We start from the raw sequence: 19,812 nt of genomic DNA on the forward strand, positions 1-19,812 counted from the left end.
CAAGAAATTATCCGGAACGACGCAGCATGCGTCTATAAGGGGACATGCAGGACGCGCCCGCACTCTACGACGGCGAATCTCCGCTGTTCTCAATCATTATCCCGCTCGAATCTCACCGCGGGCAGTGGGAGATGTCCTGGCTCGGCTGGACGTCGCAGACTGCCGACAAATCGCTCTACGAGATCATTTTGGTCGTGCCGCCGGATTTCACGGCACGCGAGCAGTTGAAGGCGCTGGCCAGCAACAGGGCTCGCCTTGAATTCACCGATTCCGAACACGACATCGGGCTCTGCGCATTCGGCGCGACGAAGGCGCGCGGCAGCTATCTGTTCTTCACTGAATCGCACTGCCGGCCCGAACCCGACGTGATCGAACTCTGCATTCGCGCGATCGATGCTCATCCCGACTGGGCCGGCTTTTCCTGCCGTTCGATCCCGATCTGCCATAACCGGTTATCCGTGGCAGAGGCCGCCATGTACCAGGCCGACATCGAGTTCGGTATGAAGCAGCATCCCTGGCGCAAGGTCCTGGATCAGTGTTTCGTGACGCGGCGCGACGTCTACCGGGAATGCGGCGGCCTGCGCGAGGAGCTCGGTCATTTCGCCGAATGGGTGCTTGCAGCCGCCTATCACGCGAGAGGCCATTCCATCGGCTATCTCGAGGAGGCGCGCTTCCATCACTATTACGTCGGCGAGATCGACGAGCTGAAGCAATTCACGCTCGACTTCGTGCAAGGCGAGATTCGCTATCTGAGCGAGGCCCGCAACGATGCCGGCAGCGAGCTGCTCGACATTCCGGTCGAGTGGAGCTCGCGGAGCGAGGCCGGCGCGTCGCTCGCCCGCAATGCATTGAACGCGCTCCTGCGCTACAGCCTCGCTGGCGGCGGCTGGGGACGGCCTGGCGAGAAATTGCTGGCGTTATGGCGTTGGGCCGTACCGGCGCTGCTCGGCAGTCTCGGCGCGCGCGGCTTCGCGCGGCTGGGGGCATGGTACGCGCGGGCCGTGCTGGTCGTTCTGACGACCGTCGGATCGAGCGATGCGATCGCGCGATGGATGCGGCGATACATCGCCGCGCTGATCCGGCATCAGAGACTCGATTGCATTCATCGTCTCGGGCGATACACGCGGTCTGCCGGCGGCCTTCTTGGCGAGCAGATTATCGCGCAGATCGGCTTCCATGCCGAGGAGATCTCCGTCGGTCGTACGTTTCGCTGGAGCGAACCGGAGGCTGCCGTTCGGATCAAGGGAATGCCTGGCCGCACCATCGTCCGCGTTCGAAGCCCCGCGCTTCGCGCGCCGCTGGATACGATCGGCACGCGATTCTATCTCGACGGCACGGCCGTCGCCCCCGAAGCGGTCGCGACCGGCTATGACAGCTACACACTGAGCCTCGATCTGCCGCCGTCAGGCATCGCCACCCTCGCCTGGGCATGCCCCGTGTTCAGGGGCCGCGGCGATTCGCGTCGTCTCGGCCTGCCGATCGCGGCGATCGATGTCGGCCAGGACAGGCTCGCGATTGAATGCGCGGAAACCCCCGCGCTCGCCGAAGAGAACAGCGGCCCTTCATGAAGATCCCTTAAAATCCCTCAAAACCCCTTGGGGTTTCTTCTGGGTTGGAGCAGGCGCATTGAAAGAGAAAAGCGCCCGCGAGAGGGGTGCTTTGATCAGGCGTTGGCGGCTTTGTTGTCGACTTCGGAAGTAACCGAGAATTCCTTGCGCAAGGTCGGCTTGTGGATCTTGCCGGTGGCGTTGCGGGGTAACGCTTCGACGAAGCGGACCTGTCGCGGACATTTGAAGCGCGCGAGATTCGCCGCGCAATGCGCGAAGACATCGGCCTCGGTCAGCCTTTGCCCCGGCTTGGCCGCGACGATGGCGAGGCCGACCTCGCCCCATTGAGGATCGGGAATGCCGATTACGGCGGCTTCCGCGATGGCGTTGAGCTGGTGCAGGACGTTTTCGACCTCGGCCGGATAAACGTTCTCGCCTCCGGAGATGTACATGTCCTTCCAGCGGTCGACGATGTAGTAGAAACCTTCCTCGTCGACGCGTGTCGCGTCGCCCGTGTGCAGCCAGCCATCGGTGAACGACGTCTTGTTCGCCTCCGGCCTGTTCCAGTAGCCGGGCGTGATGTTCGGTCCCTTGACCCAGAGCTCGCCGAGTTCGCCGACATTGACGTCGCCGCCGTCAGGACGCACGATGCGCACTTCCGTGTGCAGCACCGGCTTGCCGGCGGAGCCGGCTTTCCGTGCCGCATCTTCGCGATCGAGCACCAGCACGGCCGGCGAGGTCTCGGTCATGCCGTAGCCCTGCTGGAGCGCGACGCCGCGCGCCTCCCACACCTTGAGCAGCGGCACCGGCATTGGTGCGCCGCCGACACCGCCGACGATCAGCCGGCCGAGGTCGGTGGTCGCGAAGGTCGGATGCTGGGCCATGAACTGGTAGATCGCGGGCACGCCGAAGAACACGTTGATGCCCTGCGCGGGATCATTGATGAGACCAAGCGCCGTGCCGGGATCGAAGGCGCGCATGATCATCACGGTGCCGCCGGCATGCAGCACCGGATTGGTGTAGCAATTCAGACCGCCGGTGTGGAACAGCGGCAGCACGGTGAGCAGCACCGAGGACGGCTCGATGCAGGCGGGGCCGCCGAGATTGACGCAATTCCAGAAGGTCATGCCATGGGTGATGGTGGCGCCCTTCGGATGACCCGTCGTGCCCGAGGTGTACATGATGGTCGAGACGTCATCGAGGGTGACCTCCTCGATTGTCTCAAGCGGCTTTGCGGCGGCGATCCCGGCCTCATAAGTCCCGCCGGGGCCAAGCAGCAGGCTCGTCTCGATGCCGCAGAGATTTGCGACGGCAAGCGCCGTTTCGGCAAGATCGGTGTCGTGGATCATCACCTTCGGCGCGCAATCTGCGGTGATGAACTGGAGTTCGGGAACTGTGAGGCGGGTGTTCAGCGGCACGAAGATCGCACCTAATCGCCCGCAGGCGAATTGCACCTCCAGCGTATCGGTCGTGTTCAGCGCCAGCACGGCGATCCGCTCGCCGCGCGAGACTTCCAGCGTATGGCGCAGAAATGACGCGAGACGCGAGATGCGCGCGTCGAGCTGCGCATAGCTGAAGCGGCGCTCGCTCGCGAGGTCGATCACCGCAATCTTGTTCGGCGTACGGCGGCCATAATGGGCGATCCAGTCGTAGTAACGAACGGCCAAGAACTCCTCCTCGGCGGTCTGGTGCCGCCCGCGTCCCTATTGCCATGCACCATGCCCGGCATGGCCCAGGGGCCAGCCGGAGTTTGTGCACCATCCTTTTTTGATCCGGAGTTGGCGCGCGAGCGATGAAAATCGTCTTGCGTTGAGTTGCTAGAGCGGGCGCTGCTCGGAAGCGGCCGCCGGCCAGCCACTCCGCGCAAGTGAGCCGCCAAGGTTCCGGCCATGGTGGACGAGACGAATCCGCCAGCAAGGCGAGAGTGCGATGATGAACCCGTTCTATACCGCCGAGCATGACGCCTTTCGCGAGGTGATGCGCCGCTTCGTCGACAAGGAGATTGCACCCTTTGCCCACGAGTGGGACGAGGCCGGCGAATTCCCGCGCGCGCTCTATCGCAAGGCGGCCGAGATCGGGCTCTTGGGACTCGGATTTCCCGAGGAATATGGCGGGATCGCCGCCGACCAGTTCATGAAGATCGTCGCCAGCCAGGAGCTGGCGCGGGCTGGCGCCGGCGGCGTCAGCGCCAGCTTGATGAGCCATACGATCGGTTCGCCGCCGGTCGCGCTGGCCGCGCGCCCCGAGGTTCGGGCGCGCGTGCTGCCTCAGGTGCTCGCGGGTGAGAAAATCTCAGCGCTCGCGATCACCGAGCCGGGCGGCGGTTCTGATGTTGCGAGCCTCCGGACCAAGGCGCGGCGCGACGGCGATTACTACGTCGTGAGCGGCGAGAAGACCTTCATCACATCCGGGATGCGTGCCGACTATCTGACCGTTGCGGTGCGCACCGGCGGCGAGGGCGCCGGCGGCGTCAGCCTGCTCCTGATCGAGGGGGATACGCCCGGCCTGTCGCGGACCAAGCTGAAGAAGATGGGTTGGTGGGCCTCCGACACCGCGACCCTGCATTTCGACGCGTGCCGCGTACCGGCGGAAAACCTGATCGGCGAGGAAGGCCATGGCTTCAAGATCATCATGCGGAATTTCAACAGCGAGCGCATGGGCATGGCGGCGGGCTGCACCGCGTTCGCGCGCGTCTGCCTCGACGAGGCGATTGCCTATGCCAAGGAGCGCAAGACCTTTGGCAAGCCGCTCGCGCAGCACCAGGTGATCCGCCACAAGATCGTCGACATGGCGCAGAAGGTCGCCGCATCGCAGGCGATGCTGGAGATGCTGGCCTGGCGATTGGAACAGGGCGAAAGCCCGGTCGCCGAAATCTGCATGATGAAGAACCAGGCGACGCAGACCATGGCATTCTGCGCCTCGGAAGCCGTGCAGATTTTTGGCGGCGCAGGCTTCATGCGCGGCATCAAGGCCGAGCGCATCTATCGCGAGGTCAAGGTCAACGCCATCGGCGGCGGCACCGAGGAGATCATGAAGGATCTGGCGTCGCGGCAGATGGGGTTGTGAAGGACGCCGTCATTCCGGAGCGGCGCGTAGCGTCGAACCCGGAATCCATCGAGCCGCAGATGTCGCAGAAGAATGGATTCCGGGTTCGCGCTTCGCGCGCCCCGGAATGACAAAGGGAAAGAAATGCTGTTTACCGCCGATCACGACGAGATCCGCCGAAGCTTGCAAAAATTCATTGCCAACGAAATCAATCCCTATGTCGATGAATGGGAAAAAGCCGACATCTTCCCGGCGCACGAGTTGTTCAGGAAGATGGGCAGCCTCGGCTTTCTCGGGCTGAACAAGCCGGTCGAATTCGGCGGCTCCGGGCTCGATTACTCCTACGCACTGATGATGGCGGAGGAGCTTGGCGCCATCACCTGCGGCGGCGTGCCGATGGCCATCGGGGTGCAGACCGACATGGCGACGCCGGCGCTGGCGCGGTTCGGCTCGGACGAGGTGCGGCGTGAGTTTCTCAGCCCCTCGATCTCAGGCGACTACGTCGCCTGCATCGGCGTCTCCGAGCCCGGCGCTGGTTCTGACGTCGCCTCGATCAAGACCAATGCGCGCGCGGACGGCGACGATTACGTCATAGATGGCGGCAAGATGTGGATCACCAACGGCACTCAGGCCGACTGGATCTGCCTGCTCGCCAATACCGGCGACGGACCCGTTCACCGCAACAAGTCGCTGATCTGCGTGCCGATGAAGACCAAGGGCGTCACCGTCGCGCGCAAGCTCGACAAGATGGGCATGCGCTCCTCCGACACCGCGCAGATCTTCTTCGATAATGTCCGCGTGCCCAGGCGCAACCGGATCGGCGAGGAGGGCAAGGGCTTTACCTACCAGATGATCCAGTTCCAGGAGGAGCGGCTCTGGGGCGCGGCCGCCTGCCTGAAGGCGCATGAATACATCATCAACGAGACCATCGACTACACCCGCAATCGCAAGGCCTTTGGGAAGTCGATCCTCGACAACCAGGTCGTTCACTTCAAGCTGGCCGAGATGCAGACCGAGGTCGAGCTGCTGCGCGCGCTGATCTATCGTGCTGGCGAGGCGCTGGTGGCGGGCGAGGATGTCACGAAACTTGCGACCATGGCCAAGCTGAAGGCCGGGAGACTCGGCCGCGAGCTTACCGACGCCTGCTTGCAATATTGGGGCGGAATGGGCTTTACCAACGAGACGCCGGTCAGCCGAGCCTATCGGGACAGTCGCCTGACATCGATTGGTGGCGGTGCCGACGAGGTCATGCTGATGGTCCTGTGCAAGATGATGGGCACGCTGCCCGGCAGCAAAGGAAGTTCCTGATGGTCACGCTTTATCACTGCGACGCTGCGCGTTCCTTCCGTCCGCTCTGGATGCTGGAGGAGATGGGGCTTCCCTACGAATTGAAGATGCTGCCATTCCCGCCGCGGGTGTTCGCCAAGGAATACCTCGCGCTCAATCCGCTGGGCACGATCCCCTTCTTGATCGACGGCGAGACCAGGATGACGGAATCGTCCGGCATCTGCCACTATCTCGGCACCAAGCATGGACCGACGCCATTGATGGTCGGACCTGAAGATCCCGCCTATGGCGCGTTCCTGAACTGGATGTATTTCAGCGACGCCACGTTAACCTTCCCGCAGACGCTGGTGCTCCGATATGCCCAACTCGAGCCGGAAGGGCGCCGCAATCCGCAGGTGGCCGGCGACTATGCCAAATGGTTCTTGGGGAGGCTGCGCGCCGTCGAGGCAGCCACTGCGAATACTGAAACCTTGTGCGCCGGCCGCTTCACTGCCGCCGACATCGTGATCGGCTACGCGCTCCGCCTCGCGGAAAATATCGGGCTCGCCAAGGACTTTGGGCCAAATGTCGCAGCCTATTGGGCGCGCTTGCAGCAGCGCGATGGTTTCAAGCGCGCGGTTGCTGCGGAGCAACAGGCCGGCGTCGAGCAAAACGTGGCGCCAAGGGTGAGGGCTTAATTGTCGTCCTGGCGAAAGCGAGGACGACGATGTTGCCAGGAGTTCCGGGTCGTCCGCCATCCATCCGGGAGTGCCGACCTTTTGCGCTTCATGATAGCGCTATCCCGCCGTGACAGCGCCCAGATTTCCGCTAAGGTGACCTCCGTCCGCAGCGGCCAAAGAGCCGCGCGAGGAGGATCCCCATGGAAGATAACGGTCGCGAATCCGACCATTTGATGCTGATCACGCCGGAGCGGGTATTCTATGCCGGCCTGCTCGGCCGCCCCCGCAAGCGGACCCCCGGCTGCTGCCACGTCTATGTCGCGGTCAAGGGCAGCCTGCATCTGACGATCGAGGATGTCCTCGCCACCGGCGAGCTGTTCGTCACCCTGCCGAACCAGCGGCATTCCATTGCCAGCGATTACCGCACCGCGATCAGCGTCACGCTGGAGCCGGAGAGCATGCCTGATGGCGTGATCGAGGTCTTGGCCGAGCGGCTCACCGGACCCGACAGGGCCGTCTATGCCCGCAAGATCCTCGCCGCCTACACGCTGCTGCGCCAGCGCCGCTACGGCGACATCACCACCGCCGAATTCGACGAGATGTGTTTTGGCGAAGCGCTGCCGCGCCGCGTGCTCGATCCCCGCGTGACGCGTGCGGTCGCCCGTATCGGCCGCTTCACGGGCGAGCCCGTGACGGCGGACACTTGTGCGGCGGACGCCGGACTTTCCGCTTCGCGTTTCCTGCATCTGTTCAAGGAGGAGACCGGCATCTCGTTCCGCTCCTTCCGCGCCTGGAAGCGGGCGCGTCACCTGCTGCACTTCGCCAACCAGGACCTCAACCTCGCCCATCTCGCGCAGGACATCGGCTATCCCGACAGCACCCATTTCAGCCATTCGATCCGCCGCTTCTACGGTTTGAAACCGCGCGCGATCTTCGTCGGCTCGCGGGATCTCGCGATCTATCGCAGCAGCGAGACGGTGAGGCTTGCGGAGGCGAGCTAGGGTCGTCTCGTAGGGTGGGTTAGCTCGCGGCTGCGCGAAGCGCAGTCCGCTAGCGTAACCCACCACCTTTCTCTCCGGGGAGACCTTGGTGGGTTACGCCTTCGGCTAACCCACCCTACGATCGCATTGTTTCCAGCTTCTCCGCGCAAGAAGCCGTATGCCGCCCATCACATGATCGCAAGCGTTGAATTCTCAACGTGCGAGACATCAGTGGCATGAGCGACAAGGCCGTCATCACCTGCGCGCTGAACGGCGTGCTCACCGACCCGAAGCAGCACAACGTGCCTGTGACGCCTGAGCAGATGGCGCGCGAGGCCAAGGCTGCGTTCGACGCCGGCGCGTCCATCATGCACATCCATCTGCGCCAGCAGGCGCCGGACAAGGGGCATCTGCCGTCGTGGGAGGTCAGCGTCAGCAAGCAGATCCAGCAGGCGATTCGCGAAGCTTGCCCCGGCGTGATCATCAATCACACCTCGGGCGTCTCCGGGCCGAACTACAGCGGAGCGCTGGATTGCATCCGCGAGACCAGGCCGGAGATCGCCGCCTGCAATGCCGGCTCGCTGAACTATCTGAAGGTGAAGGCCGACAACAGTTGGGCCTGGCCGCCGATGATGTTCGACAATGCGGTCGAGAAAGTGAAGGACTATCTCGACGTCATGAACGCGGTCGGGACCATCCCCGAATTCGAATGTTTCGACGTCGGCATCGTGCGCTGCGTCGGCATGTACCGCCAGGTCGGCATGTACAAGGGCCCGCTCGAATATAACTTCGTGATGGGCGTCGCCTCCGGCATGCCGTCGGATCCCGATCTGCTGCCGATCCTGATCAAGCTGAAGCGTCCCGAGGCGCAATTTCAGGTCACCGCGATCGGTCGCGAAGAGATCTGGCCGCTGCACCAGCGCTGCGCCGAGCTCGGTGGCCATCTGCGCACCGGCCTCGAAGATGCCTTCTATCTCGCCGACGGCAAGAAGGTGACGTCGAACGGCCAGCTGATCGAGGCCATCGCCGCCTGCGCCCGCCGTGCGGGCCGCGAGATTGCGAGCCCCGCGGAAGCGCGGACGATTTTTGGGACGAATCGGTAAATTATCGCCTCAACCGTCATTGCGAGCGAAGCGAACCAATCCAGAATCTCTCCATAGATGCAGTCTGGATTGCTTCATCGCTTCGCTCCTCGCAATGACGAGCAGGATTGAGTCATGTCCATTCTCGAAAACACCGTCTCCCCAGGCAGTGCCGCCTATCGCGCCAACCGCGACGGCATGCTCGGCCTGATCGACCGCATGCGCGCGCTGGAAGAGCGCACGCGTGCGGCGTCGGCCGCAGCGAAAGATCGCTTCCACAAGCGCGGCCAGCTGTTGCCGCGCGAGCGCGTCGCGCTCGTGCTCGATCCCGGCGCGCCCTTCATCGAGCTGTCCACGCTCGCCGGCTACATGTTCGACGTATCGGATCCGGACAAGAGCGTGCCCGGCGGCGGCGTCATCGCCGGCATCGGCTTCGTCTCGGGCATCCGCTGCATGATCAGCGCCAACGATTCCGGCATCGATGCCGGCGCGCTTCAACCCTACGGCCTCGACAAGACGCTGCGGGTGCAGGAGCTCGCGCTGGAGAACAAGCTGCCTTACGTCCAGCTGGTGGAGAGCGCCGGTGCCAATCTCCTGCGTTACCGCGTCGAAGACTTTGTCCGGGGCGGCAACATTTTTCGCAATCTCGCGCGGCTCTCGGCAGCCGGGCTACCGGTCGTCACCGTGACGCATGGCTCGTCGACCGCGGGCGGGGCCTATCAGACCGGCCTGTCCGACTACATCGTCATGGTGCGCGGCCGCACCCGCGCCTTCCTCGCCGGGCCGCCGCTGCTAAAGGCTGCAACGGGCGAGATCGCGACTGAGGAGGAGCTAGGCGGCGCCGAGATGCACACGCAGGTTTCCGGCCTCGGCGATTACCTCGCCGAAGACGACCGCGACGCCCTGCGCATCGCGCGCGAGATCATGGCGGCGCTGGAATGGGCGCGGCCGGACCAGGGAGCTGCGCAATACAAGCCGCCGCGCTACGACCAGGACGAGTTGCTCGGCATCATGCCGATGGACCACAAGCGCTCCGTGGACATGAAGCAGGTCATCGCGCGCGTCGTGGACGATTCCGATTTCACCGAGATGGCGCCGAACTACGGTCCGGCGACCGTTTGCGGCCATGCCCGTATCGAGGGCCAAGCGATCGGCATCGTCACCAACAACGGCCCGCTCGATCCGGCGGGTGCCAACAAGGCGACGCATTTCATGCAGGCGTGCTGCCAGACCCGCACGCCGTTGCTCTATCTGAACAACACCACCGGCTACATGGTCGGCAAAGCTTACGAAGAAGCCGGCATGATCAAGCACGGCTCCAAGATGATCCAGGCGGTGACGTCGGCGACGGTGCCGCAGATCACCATCTATTGCGGCGCTTCGTTCGGGGCAGGCAATTACGGCATGTGCGGGCGCGGCTTCCATCCGCGCTTCTGCTTCTCCTGGCCCAATGCCAAGACTGCCGTGATGGGCGGTGAGCAGGCCGCCGAGACCATGGCGATCGTCACCGAAGCCGCGGCAGCTCGCCGCGGCAAGCCGCTGGAGAAAGAAAAGCTCGATGCCATGAAGGCGCAGATCATCGGCGTGTTCGACGGCCAGATGGACGTGTTCTCGACCAGCGCCCGCGTGCTCGACGACGGCGTGATCGATCCGCGTGACACCCGCGCGGTGCTCTCGGAAGTGCTCGCGATCTGCCGCGAGGGCGATGCGCGTACACCCCAACGCATGCAGTTTTCGGTGGCTCGTCCATGAGGAACGGATCAACGCAGCACAGGCCGTTCTTCAAGGTCCTGATCGCCAATCGCGGCGAGATCGCGCTGCGCGTGATGCGCAGCGCGCGGAAGCTCGGCCTCGGCGTCGTCGCGGTCTATTCGGATGCGGATCGCGATGCGCTTCATGTGCGACAGGCCGACCAGGCCGTGCGCATCGGCGAAGCGCTGCCGGCGCAATCCTACCTCAACATTCCCGCGATCGTGGCGGCCGCAAAGGCCAGCGGCGCGGATGCCGTTCATCCCGGCTATGGCTTCCTCGCCGAGAACGAGGAGTTTGCGCAAGCGTGCAAGGATGCCGGCCTGGTCTTTATCGGCCCGTCGGCGCAGGCGATCGCGGCGATGGGCAATAAGGCCGGTGCCAAGGAGATCATGAAAAAGGCCGGCGTGCCCTGCGTGCCCGGCTATCAGGGCGCCGATCAGGGCGATGAAGTCATGCTTACGGAGGCCAAGAAGGTCGGCTTCCCCGTGATGATCAAGGCGGTCGCCGGCGGCGGTGGACGCGGCATGCGGCTCGTGGCGGATGGCAATTCGTTCCCCGATGCACTGCGTAGCGCGCGCTCCGAGGCCAAGGCGGCGTTTGGCGATCCGACGGTGATCCTCGAACGCGCCATCCAGAATCCCCGTCACATCGAAATCCAGGTGTTCGGCGATAGCCATGGCAATGCCATCCATCTCGGCGAGCGTGACTGCTCGGTGCAGCGCCGGCACCAGAAGCTGATCGAGGAGGCGCCTTCGCCCGCCGTGACGCCGGAACTGCGCGCGAAGATGGGCGAGGTCGCGGTCGCCGCGGTGAAGGCGCTGCGTTACGAGGGCGCCGGCACGCTCGAATTCCTGCTCGATCCAAGCGGCGCGTTCTACTTCATGGAGATGAATACGCGCCTCCAGGTCGAGCATCCCGTGACCGAGGCGATCACCGGGCTCGATCTCGTCGAATTGCAGTTGCGGGTCGCGCGCGGCGAGCCGCTGCCGGTCAAGCAGCAGGACATTCGCTTCACGGGCCACGCCATCGAGGTGCGGCTGTGCTCGGAGGATGCCGCGCTTGATTTCATGCCGCAGTCCGGACGCATGGCGCGCTGGCAGGTGCCGGATGGCATCCGCGTCGAGCACGCGCTGCAATCGGGCTCCGAGATTCCGCCGTTCTACGATTCCATGATCGCGAAGGTGATCGGCCATGGCGCGACACGCGAGGAGGCGAGGGGGCGGTTGATCGTCGGCCTGGAGCAACTGACCGCTTTCGGCGTGACCACCAATCAGGCCTTCCTGCTGTCATGCCTGCGTCATCCCGGCTTCGCCAAAGGCGAGGCGACCACGGCGTTCATTGGTGCGCATCGCGACGAATTGCTGGCGCCGCGCGCGGACGCCGCATTCAATATCGCTTTGGCCGGCCTGCTGCTCTACGTCGCGAGCCCGCAGGCACCTTCGTGGCGCCGCGGACGGAGCCTCGCGGCAACGTTCCCGCTGCCGGCGAAAATCGAGATCGCAGGTCACGTGTATGAGCTCGAAGTCACGCGGGAGCGCGATGGCAGCTACACCGTCGCGAGCGACGGCCGGCAGGATAAGTTCGAGATCGACCAGCTCGATCTCGGCGTGATCCGCTTCCGCCATGACGGCGTTATGGACAGCGCCAAATTCCTGCGCGACGGCGACCGGCTCCACCTCCAGCGCCGCGGCATCCCGCTCGCGGCGACCGATCTCACGCTCGCCGCGCCGAAGGCCGCCGCAAGCAACGGAGACGGCAAGGTTCGTGCTGCCATGAACGGCCGCGTCGTTGCCGTCCTCGTCAAGCCGGGCGACCGCGTCACCGCCGGGCAGCCGGTGATGACACTGGAAGCGATGAAGATGGAGCACGTCCACAAGGCCGGCATCGACGGCGTCGTCGCCGCGATCGACGTCGCCGAGGGCGAGCAGGTAACGACGGGCCGGATCGTGGCGGAGATCGGGGCGGGGTAGGGCGGCAAGCTCAACTTGTCGTCCCGGCGAAGGCCAGGCGAAGGCCGGGACCCATACTCCCAGGCAGCGGTCACAGTGCGAGCAGGTAACTCCGAGTCTTCGCCAAACCCGATCCTGTGGTTATGGGTCCCGGCCTTCGCCGGGACGACAGCGAGCTATTGGCTCCGCCCCGTCCCCTCATTGAGCAGGCACGCCACCTCGTGCACCTCGCCCGCGTCCAGCAGCGCCGGCCGTTCCGTCCTGCATCGCTCCATCGCAAACCGGCAGCGGGTGTGAAACGCGCATCCGGATGGCGGATTGACCGGGCTTGGCACGTCGCCGTCGACCAGCGGCACGAGCTTCTTGGCGAGCGGGTTGGCGACCGGTACCGAGGCGAGCAAGGCCTGCGTATAGGGATGGCGCGGATTGCGGAACAGCTCGTCCTTGTCGGCAATCTCGACGATGCGGCCGAGATACATCACGGCGACGCGGTGACTGATATGGGCGACCACCGCGAGGTCGTGCGCGATGAAGAGATAGGAGAAGCCGTGCTCGCGCTGCAGGTCGATCAGGAGGTTGATCACCTGGGCCTGGATCGAGACGTCGAGCGCGGAGACCGGCTCGTCGCAGACAATCAGCCGCGGCCCGAGCGCCAGCGCGCGGGCGATGCAGATCCGCTGGCGCTGGCCGCCGGAGAATTGATGCGGAAAGTTGCGCATCTGGTCGGGCCGCAAGCCGACCTGCTCGAACAGGTTTGCGGTACGCGTCTCCAGCGCTTTGCCGGTCGCGAGCCCGTGCACGAACAGCGGCTCGCCGACGATGTCCCCGGCGGTCATACGCGGGTTGAGCGAGGCGAAAGGATCCTGGAACACGATCTGCATCGAACGTCGGTGCGGACGCAGCGCGGACTTGGAGAGATGCGTGATGTCTTCACCTTCGAGCCGGATCTGACCCGAGGTCGGCTCAACCAGCCGCAACACGCTGCGCGCCACCGTCGACTTGCCGCAACCGGATTCGCCGACGAGGCCCAGCGTCTCGCCGACTCCAACCGAGAACGAGACGCCGTCGACCGCATGCACTGTGCCGACTTGTCGGCGCAACACGCCGGCGCGCACCGGATAGTGCTTCTTGAGATCGGTGACTTCGAGCAGCGCCTCGGTCATGCCACCTCCGCAACCTCGGCCGCGCGCCAGCAGGCGGCGAGATGGCCGCCGCCCCAATCGATGAGCGGCGGATATTCGGCCTCGCAGCGCTTGATCGCGAGCTTGCAGCGCGGCGCGAACGCGCATCCCTTCGGCAGCCGCACCAGCGACGGCACTGTGCCGGGAATTTCGTTGAGCCGTGCCGGCGCCGCGACGCCCGGTGCCGGCACCGCCGGGATCGAGGCCATCAATCCGCGCGTGTACGGATGTTTCGGTGCGGCGAACAGTGCCTCGACGCTCGCTTCCTCGACCTTCCGTCCCGCATACATCACGATGACGCGCTGCGCTGTCTGCGCGACGACACCGAGATCATGCGTGATCAGCACGAGCCCGGTGCCGAGCTCCTTCTGAAGGTCCAGGATCAGCGCCAGGATCTGCGCCTGGATGGTGACGTCGAGTGCGGTCGTGGGCTCGTCCGCGATCAGCAGCGCCGGCCGGCACGCCAGCGCCATGGCAATCATGGCGCGCTGGCGCATACCGCCAGACAGTTGATGCGGATATTCCCTTGCGCGCCGAGCCGGTTCGGGGATGCGCACCAGGCGCAGCATCTCGATCGCAATGTCCCGAGCCTCTTTACTCGACATGTTCCGGTGCAGCCGCACGGCCTCGACGATCTGGTCGCCGATCCGCATCACCGGATTGAGCGAGGTCATCGGCTCCTGGAAGATCATCGAGATGCGGTTGCCCCTGACGGCGCGCATCTCTGCCTCGTCCAGCGTCAGAAGATCGGTTCCTTCAAGCGTGACGGAGCCGCCGACGATGCGGCCGGGCGGATCCGGCACCAGCCGCATCAGGGATAGGGCGGTGACGCTCTTGCCACAGCCGGATTCCCCGACGATCGCCAGCGTCTCGCCGCGCTTCACCGTGAAGGAAACATCGTCGACGGCCTGGAAGAGACCGGAGTTGGTGAAGAACACCGTCTTCAGGTTCTTCACCTCGAGCACGAGATCGGGTTTGTCAGCCATCAGCCGCGCTGCCGGGGATCGAGGATGTCGCGCAAGGCGTCGCCGAACAGATTGGCACCGAACACCGCGAGGCTGATGGCAATGCCCGGGAAGATCACCAGCCAGGGCGCCGTGCGGACATATTCGGCGGCGGATTCAGAGAGCATGCGGCCCCACGACGGGTACGGCTCGGGAATGCCGAGGCCGAGGAAGGAGAGCGAGGCTTCGGTGAGGATGGTGGAGCCGAGCTGGGCGGTCGCAAGCACGATCAGCGGCGCCAGCGTGTTGGGCAGCACGTGACGGAGCGCGATGCGTACCTCGCTCATGCCGATCGACTTGGCGGCCTCGATGAACGGCAGCTCGCGCAGCGCCAGCGTGTTGGCGCGGATGACGCGCGACACAGTCGGGATCAGCGGAATGGCGATCGCAATGATGACGTTCGGCAGGGACGGCCCAAGCGCCGCGGTCATGATCAGAGCCAACACCAGCAGCGGCAGCGCCTGGAGGACGTCGGAGACGCGCTGGAACACGAGATCGACCCAGCCGGAGAGATAGCCGGAGGTGAGGCCCACGATCACGCCGATGCTGCCACCGAGTGCGGTCGAGCCGATGCCGACCGCGAGCGAGATCCGCGCGCCATGAATGATGCGGCTGAAGACATCGCGGCCGAAGGAGTCTGTGCCCATCCAGTGGGCCAGGCTTGGACGCGCCAGGGCGCGGGCGGAGTCGATCGTCAGGGGATCGTAGCGCGCGATGAAGTCGGCGAATATCGCTGTGAAAACGAACAGGGTCATGATCATAAGGCCGGCCGCGCCCAGCACGTGCCGCTGCGCCAAAAACAGCACGCGCCGCCAGCCGACGGTCGCGTGCGCCCCGGCGCGCCTCAGTTCAACGTCATAGTCGATCGCAGCCAACAGGCTCTCCTAATCCGTGTACCGGATGCGCGGGTCGAAAACGGCGTACAGCATGTCGACGATGAAATTCGCGCTCACCACGACGATGGCAATCAGCATCACCAGGTTCTGCACGATCGGATAATCGCGCCAGCGAATCGCCTCGACCAGGAAGCGCGCGACACCGGGGATGTTGAACACCGTCTCCGTCACGATGAGGCCGCCGATCAGGAACGCCGCCTCGATGCCGATCACGGTGATGACGGGCAAAATCGCGTTCTTGAGCGCATGCTGATAGTTCACGGCGGCGTCCGATGCGCCCTTGGCACGCGCGGTGCGGATATAGTCCTGCCGCAGCACCTCCAGCATCGAGGATCGCGTGATGCGCATGGTCAGTGCCGCGCTGCGGAAGCCGACGGCGGCGGCGGGCACGGCGTAGGTCGCGAAGGCTTCCAGCCAGGTCGCCGGATTCGGGTTGAAGATCGGCATCTGGTTGAACATCGCCACCGATGCGGTGAGGATGAGCAGGCCGAGCCAGAACGAAGGCAGCGACAATCCGCTCAGGCTCACCACACGCAACGCGTAATCGAGCCTCGTTCCCTGCTTCACCGCGCTGATGACGCCCAGGGGAATGCCGATCGACGCCGAGAACAACAACGCCAGCCCGGCGAGCCGTGCGGTGATCGGGATCCGCGGCAGGATCTCCTGCAGCGCCGGCTTCTCGGAGACATAGGAGTAGCCGAAATCGCCGCGCAGGAAGCCGCCGATCCAGTGCCAATATTGCACCACCAGCGGCTGGTCGATGCCGAGCTCCTTCTCCAGATTGGCCTTGTCGGCGGGATCGACATAGCCGGCGGCGGCAAACAGGATGTCGACGATGTTGCCGGGCACGACGCGCAGCAGGAAGAAGATGACGATCGAGATCCCGAACAGGGTCACGAGCATCAGGAACAGACGCCGTACCAGATAGGCAAACATCCCGCGCCCTCCTGTCGAGCCGCTAGTCGTCAGCCTTGCGCGCTACTTGTCGAGCCAGACGTCCTCGTAGCGAAAGCCGTTATAAGAGCTGTTCGACATGACCGTCACGCCCTTGACATAAGGCTGCCAGCAGGTGCCGGCTCGCGCATGGAAGATGATCGGGCGGGCGACATCCTCCTGCAGCTTCTTGTCGATGTCCCAGACCAGTTGCTTGCGCTTGCCAATGTCGATCTCCTGCGATTGCACGTCGAACAGCTTCTCGATCTCCTTGTTGCAATAATTGGTGTAGTTCCGCTCGGACCCGCAGGAATAGTTTTCGTAGAAAGACTGGTCGGGATCGTCGACGGAATTGCCGGTCAGATTGAGGCCGAGCATGTAATCCTTGCGCGCAACCTTCGGGAACCAGTTTGCGGTCTCGACCACGTCGAGCTCGCCGTCGATATAGATGCTCTTGAGCTGGTCGATCAGGATCACCGCGGGATCGCGATATTCCGCGAGATTGCGCGTCGAGACCTTCACCGCCAAGTGCTTGTCGGGACCGTAGCCCGCCTTCTGCATCAGCTTTCTGGCCTCATCCCGGCTCGCAGTCACGTTCGGGCCATAGCCTGGAATGGTCTCCAGCTTGTCCTTGGGCATGCCCCAGATGCCCTGCGGCGGCGGCAGCATGGTGCCGCCGATATCGGCCTGGCCTTCGAACAGGATGTCGACGAAGGCCTTGCGGTCGAGTGCCATCGCCATGGCCCGGCGGATGTCGATGTTGTCGAACGGCGGGGCCGCCGAATTGACGATGATGTTGGTCGAAACGTTGGTCGGCTCGACGACGCAGAGGGCGTTGGGCGTCTGCGACTTGATGTCCTTGAGGAGCGGGATCGTGATGTGCGTCGGGAAGGTCATGTCGAACTTGCCGGCGACGAAGGCGAGGATCGCGGTGGAGCGGTTCGTGATGATCGTGTACTCGATGCCGTCGAGATAGGGCAGGCCCTTCTTCCAATAGTCCGGGTTTCGCGTCAGCTTGATCGATTCATTGGCCTTGAACTCGACGAATCTGAACGGGCCGGTTCCGACCGGATGGGTGCGCATCTCCGCCGGCGAGACGTGACAGGGATAGATCGGCGTATAGCCGGATGCGAGCATCGCCAGCAGCGAGGGCTGCGGCCGCTTCAGATCGAAGGAGACCTCGAAATCACCATTCGGTGTGACGTCGTTAACCTCGTTGTACCAGGCCTTGCGCGGATTCTGCCGCAGCTTTTGTTGCGATTTGCCCATCAGGAGATCGAAGGTGCATTTGACGTCGGCCGACGTGAACGGCTTGCCGTCATGCCACTTGACGCCTTGGTGCAGTTTGAAGGTCAGCTTCTTGTTGTCGCCGCTCCAGGACCAGCTCTCGGCCAGCTCTGGCCTCAGGGTATCAGGGCTGTTCTGCGCAATGTGCTGGTCGTAAACGACGAGATTGTTGAACACTCCCATGAAGGGCACGTTGATCGAATATGTCGCGCCCTCCAGGATGGACGCATTGGCCGGGCTGTCGCGGTGATACATCCGCAGGATCCCGCCCTGCTTTGGTTCGCCGGCCAGCGTGGTGTTCGAGGTCGTCAGCACAGTTAGCGCCGCCATTGCGGCGAGCGACCACACGCTCGACATGCTCATCCTCCCTGGACATCGGCCTTTTGCGGCCTGTTTGAGTGGACGATAGCGACGCGTGCGCGGTGAGGCAACCGGCAAGGTCTGCTACTCTCTCGGCAATTCGGATGACGCAAGGCCGCAGGGGGTTCTCTCACAAATTGAGAGACGTCCCTCCCGCGTCGTCCTGGCGAACGCCAGGACCCATCACCTCAAGGAGGTGTTTGGCGAAGATGGTCGTTCGGTATTGCTACCTTCTTCACTCGTGAGATCACGCGGTATGGGTCCTGGCGTTCGCCAGGACGACGGCGGTCTTCACACAATCCTCGACGCCTTGTTCCCCCAATACCGGTCCCGCAGCAGCCGCTTGTACAGCTTCCCCGTCGGCAGCCGCGGCAACTCCTTTTCGAAATCGACCGAGCGCGGCACCTTTTGCCGCGACAGCGACGCCCCGCAGAACGCGATCAGCTCGTCGGCGAGCGCCGGGCCCGGCACGATGCCGGGCATCGGCTGCACCACCGCCTTCACCTCTTCGCCGAGATCGGGATTGGGCACGCCGAACACCGCGGCGTCCGCGACCTTCGGATGGGTGATCAGCAGATTCTCGCACTCCTGCGGATAGATGTTCACGCCGCCGGAGATGATCATGAAGGTCGCCCGGTCCGTTAGATAGAGGAAGCGGTCCTCGTCGACATAGCCGACATCGCCAACCGTGCTCATGCTGCCGTCGGCCGAGCGCGCCTCCTTGGTCTTCTCCGGGTCGTTGAAATATTCGAACGGCGAGGCCGTCTTGAACCAGACCTGTCCTGGCGTGCCGGTCGGGCATGGCTTCATGCTCTCGTCGAGAATATGGAGGTCGCCAAGCAGCACCTTGCCGACGGTGCCGCGATGGGCGAGCCATTCCGCGCTGTTGCAGGCGGTGAAGCCAAGGCCTTCGGTCGCGCCGTAATATTCGTGGATGATCGGTCCCCACCATTTGATCATGTCGTCCTTCACCATGGCGGGGCACGGCGCGGCGGCATGGATCGCGATTTCGAGCGACGACAGGTCATAGCGCGTGCGCACCTCCTCCGGCAGCTTGAGCATGCGCGAGAACATCGTCGGTACGAGCTGGGTGTGGGTGATACCCCAATGCTCGACGAGCTGGAGGTAACGCTCGGGATCGAAATTCTCCATGATGATCGCGGTGCCGCCCATCCGGATCGTCAAATTGACCGCGGCCTGCGGCGCGGAGTGATAGAGCGGCGCGGGCGAGAGGTAGATCATGCCCTCGCGGTATTGCCAGAGCTTTGTCAGGAACTCGAACAGCGGCAGATTGTGCTTCGGCGGCTCCTCCGGCAGCGGGCGAATAATCCCCTTCGGCCGTCCCGTCGTGCCCGATGAATACAGCATGGCGGTGCCGAGCCATTCATCCGGGATCGGCGTCGTCGGCAACTCGGCGGTCACCTCGGTGAGGCCGACGATGCGCTCACTCTCGCCCGGGCCGTCGGCGACGATGCACAGCCTGATGTCGGGGCAGACCCTGATCGCCTCGCGCGCGATGTCGAGCTTCGCCACCGACGTGATCAGGATTTTCGACTGGCTGTTGACGAGGAGATAAGCGAGCTCGCCCGGCGTCAACGAGTTGATGCAGGTGTAGTAGAGGCCGGAGCGCTCGCCCGCGCCGCAGGCTTCGAGATAGCGGGAGTTGTTCTCCATGAAGATCGAAAAGTGGTCGAGCCGCTTCAGGCCGTGCTTGCGGAACAGATGCGCAAGGCGATTGCTGCGCGCATCGAGCTCACGATAGGTGACGGCCTCGCCGGTCGCCGCCATGATGAAGGCGGGCTGGAGCGGGCGCAGGCGGGCATGCTGACCTGGGTACATCGGTCCTCCGG

At 64.2% G+C, this 19,812-nt stretch carries 15 protein-coding genes; 8 read left to right on the forward strand and 7 right to left on the reverse strand.

Annotated features, from left to right (window positions below; translation table 11 throughout):
• Positions 1-44: 44 nt before the first annotated feature.
• Positions 45-1,568 carry a glycosyltransferase family 2 protein gene (locus AC0L2F_RS22570; protein ID WP_473249892.1) on the forward strand — a complete coding sequence of 508 codons (1,524 nt, stop codon included), beginning with the start codon at positions 45-47 and terminating at the stop codon, positions 1,566-1,568.
• Positions 1,569-1,663: 95 nt separating this feature from the next.
• Here AC0L2F_RS22570 and AC0L2F_RS22575 read toward each other — a convergent pair whose 3' ends face one another.
• On the reverse strand, positions 1,664-3,214 hold the full coding sequence (locus tag AC0L2F_RS22575) for an acyl-CoA synthetase (RefSeq protein ID WP_473249893.1): 1,551 nt from the start codon (positions 3,212-3,214) through the stop codon (positions 1,664-1,666).
• Between the two features lie 262 nt (positions 3,215-3,476).
• On the opposite strand from AC0L2F_RS22575, the gene AC0L2F_RS22580 reads away from it, so the two are divergent.
• The 7 genes from AC0L2F_RS22580 to AC0L2F_RS22610 all read left to right on the forward strand — a co-directional run bounded on the left by AC0L2F_RS22580 (position 3,477) and on the right by AC0L2F_RS22610 (position 12,322).
• Positions 3,477-4,613, forward strand: coding sequence for an acyl-CoA dehydrogenase family protein (locus tag AC0L2F_RS22580; protein ID WP_473249894.1), 1,137 nt, complete (start codon positions 3,477-3,479; stop codon positions 4,611-4,613).
• A 123-nt stretch (positions 4,614-4,736) separates the two neighbouring features.
• Positions 4,737-5,900 carry an acyl-CoA dehydrogenase family protein gene (locus AC0L2F_RS22585; protein ID WP_007615900.1) on the forward strand — a complete coding sequence of 388 codons (1,164 nt, stop codon included), beginning with the start codon at positions 4,737-4,739 and terminating at the stop codon, positions 5,898-5,900.
• Positions 5,900-6,556 (forward strand): glutathione S-transferase family protein, encoded by a 657-nt coding sequence (locus tag AC0L2F_RS22590; RefSeq protein WP_473249895.1) that lies wholly within the window; start codon positions 5,900-5,902, stop codon positions 6,554-6,556. Before AC0L2F_RS22585 ends, AC0L2F_RS22590 begins: the two co-directional genes overlap by 1 nt.
• 182 nt (positions 6,557-6,738) lie before the next feature.
• Positions 6,739-7,539: a helix-turn-helix domain-containing protein gene (locus AC0L2F_RS22595; RefSeq protein WP_063996442.1), complete on the forward strand. Its 801-nt coding sequence runs from the start codon at positions 6,739-6,741 to the stop codon at positions 7,537-7,539.
• Positions 7,540-7,754: 215 nt separating this feature from the next.
• Entirely contained in the window at positions 7,755-8,621 is an 867-nt protein-coding gene (locus AC0L2F_RS22600; protein WP_473249896.1) for a beta-keto acid cleavage family enzyme, read from the forward strand.
• A gap of 114 nt (positions 8,622-8,735) precedes the next feature.
• Positions 8,736-10,352, forward strand: coding sequence for an acyl-CoA carboxylase subunit beta (locus AC0L2F_RS22605; RefSeq protein ID WP_473249897.1), 1,617 nt, complete (start codon positions 8,736-8,738; stop codon positions 10,350-10,352).
• A complete protein-coding gene (locus tag AC0L2F_RS22610) occupies positions 10,349-12,322 on the forward strand; it encodes an acetyl/propionyl/methylcrotonyl-CoA carboxylase subunit alpha (protein WP_473249898.1) in 1,974 nt (657 codons plus the stop codon). The genes AC0L2F_RS22605 and AC0L2F_RS22610 overlap by 4 nt, the downstream gene beginning before the upstream one ends.
• A 155-nt stretch (positions 12,323-12,477) precedes the next feature.
• Here the strand turns inward: AC0L2F_RS22610 and AC0L2F_RS22615 are convergent, their stop codons facing one another.
• From AC0L2F_RS22615 to AC0L2F_RS22640, 6 genes are all read right to left on the reverse strand, one after another.
• Entirely contained in the window at positions 12,478-13,464 is a 987-nt protein-coding gene (locus AC0L2F_RS22615) for an ABC transporter ATP-binding protein (protein WP_473249899.1), read from the reverse strand.
• A complete protein-coding gene (locus AC0L2F_RS22620) occupies positions 13,461-14,468 on the reverse strand; it encodes an ABC transporter ATP-binding protein (RefSeq protein ID WP_473249900.1) in 1,008 nt (335 codons plus the stop codon). Before AC0L2F_RS22620 ends, AC0L2F_RS22615 begins: the two co-directional genes overlap by 4 nt.
• A complete protein-coding gene (locus AC0L2F_RS22625; RefSeq protein WP_063996437.1) occupies positions 14,468-15,361 on the reverse strand; it encodes an ABC transporter permease in 894 nt (297 codons plus the stop codon). The genes AC0L2F_RS22620 and AC0L2F_RS22625 overlap by 1 nt, the downstream gene beginning before the upstream one ends.
• 9 nt (positions 15,362-15,370) lie before the next feature.
• The gene (locus tag AC0L2F_RS22630; RefSeq protein WP_473249901.1) at positions 15,371-16,318 is read right to left on the reverse strand and encodes an ABC transporter permease; all 948 of its coding nucleotides are present in this window, start codon (positions 16,316-16,318) and stop codon (positions 15,371-15,373) included.
• Between the two features lie 42 nt (positions 16,319-16,360).
• Entirely contained in the window at positions 16,361-17,959 is a 1,599-nt protein-coding gene (locus AC0L2F_RS22635; RefSeq protein ID WP_473249902.1) for an ABC transporter substrate-binding protein, read from the reverse strand.
• A gap of 294 nt (positions 17,960-18,253) precedes the next feature.
• Positions 18,254-19,801: an AMP-binding protein gene (locus tag AC0L2F_RS22640; protein ID WP_473249903.1), complete on the reverse strand. Its 1,548-nt coding sequence runs from the start codon at positions 19,799-19,801 to the stop codon at positions 18,254-18,256.
• Between the last annotated feature and the right edge of the window lie 11 nt (positions 19,802-19,812).

The sequence above is a fragment of the Bradyrhizobium sp. Ken64 genome (assembly GCF_055807555.1).

What these genes read in the sequence shown, in the direction of transcription:
- AC0L2F_RS22580 (WP_473249894.1), top strand. Translation starts at nt 3,477, where the DNA reads ATGATGAACCCGTTCTATACCGCCGAGCATGACGCCTTTCGCGAGGTG.
- AC0L2F_RS22630 (WP_473249901.1), bottom strand. Translation starts at nt 16,318, where the DNA reads ATGTTTGCCTATCTGGTACGGCGTCTGTTCCTGATGCTCGTGACCCTG.
- AC0L2F_RS22640 (WP_473249903.1), bottom strand. Translation starts at nt 19,801, where the DNA reads ATGTACCCAGGTCAGCATGCCCGCCTGCGCCCGCTCCAGCCCGCCTTC.
- AC0L2F_RS22620 (WP_473249900.1), bottom strand. Translation starts at nt 14,468, where the DNA reads ATGGCTGACAAACCCGATCTCGTGCTCGAGGTGAAGAACCTGAAGACG.
- AC0L2F_RS22600 (WP_473249896.1), top strand. Translation starts at nt 7,755, where the DNA reads ATGAGCGACAAGGCCGTCATCACCTGCGCGCTGAACGGCGTGCTCACC.
- AC0L2F_RS22595 (WP_063996442.1), top strand. Translation starts at nt 6,739, where the DNA reads ATGGAAGATAACGGTCGCGAATCCGACCATTTGATGCTGATCACGCCG.
- AC0L2F_RS22610 (WP_473249898.1), top strand. Translation starts at nt 10,349, where the DNA reads ATGAGGAACGGATCAACGCAGCACAGGCCGTTCTTCAAGGTCCTGATC.
- AC0L2F_RS22585 (WP_007615900.1), top strand. Translation starts at nt 4,737, where the DNA reads ATGCTGTTTACCGCCGATCACGACGAGATCCGCCGAAGCTTGCAAAAA.
- AC0L2F_RS22590 (WP_473249895.1), top strand. Translation starts at nt 5,900, where the DNA reads ATGGTCACGCTTTATCACTGCGACGCTGCGCGTTCCTTCCGTCCGCTC.
- AC0L2F_RS22615 (WP_473249899.1), bottom strand. Translation starts at nt 13,464, where the DNA reads ATGACCGAGGCGCTGCTCGAAGTCACCGATCTCAAGAAGCACTATCCG.
- AC0L2F_RS22605 (WP_473249897.1), top strand. Translation starts at nt 8,736, where the DNA reads ATGTCCATTCTCGAAAACACCGTCTCCCCAGGCAGTGCCGCCTATCGC.
- AC0L2F_RS22635 (WP_473249902.1), bottom strand. Translation starts at nt 17,959, where the DNA reads ATGTCGAGCGTGTGGTCGCTCGCCGCAATGGCGGCGCTAACTGTGCTG.
- AC0L2F_RS22570 (WP_473249892.1), top strand. Translation starts at nt 45, where the DNA reads ATGCAGGACGCGCCCGCACTCTACGACGGCGAATCTCCGCTGTTCTCA.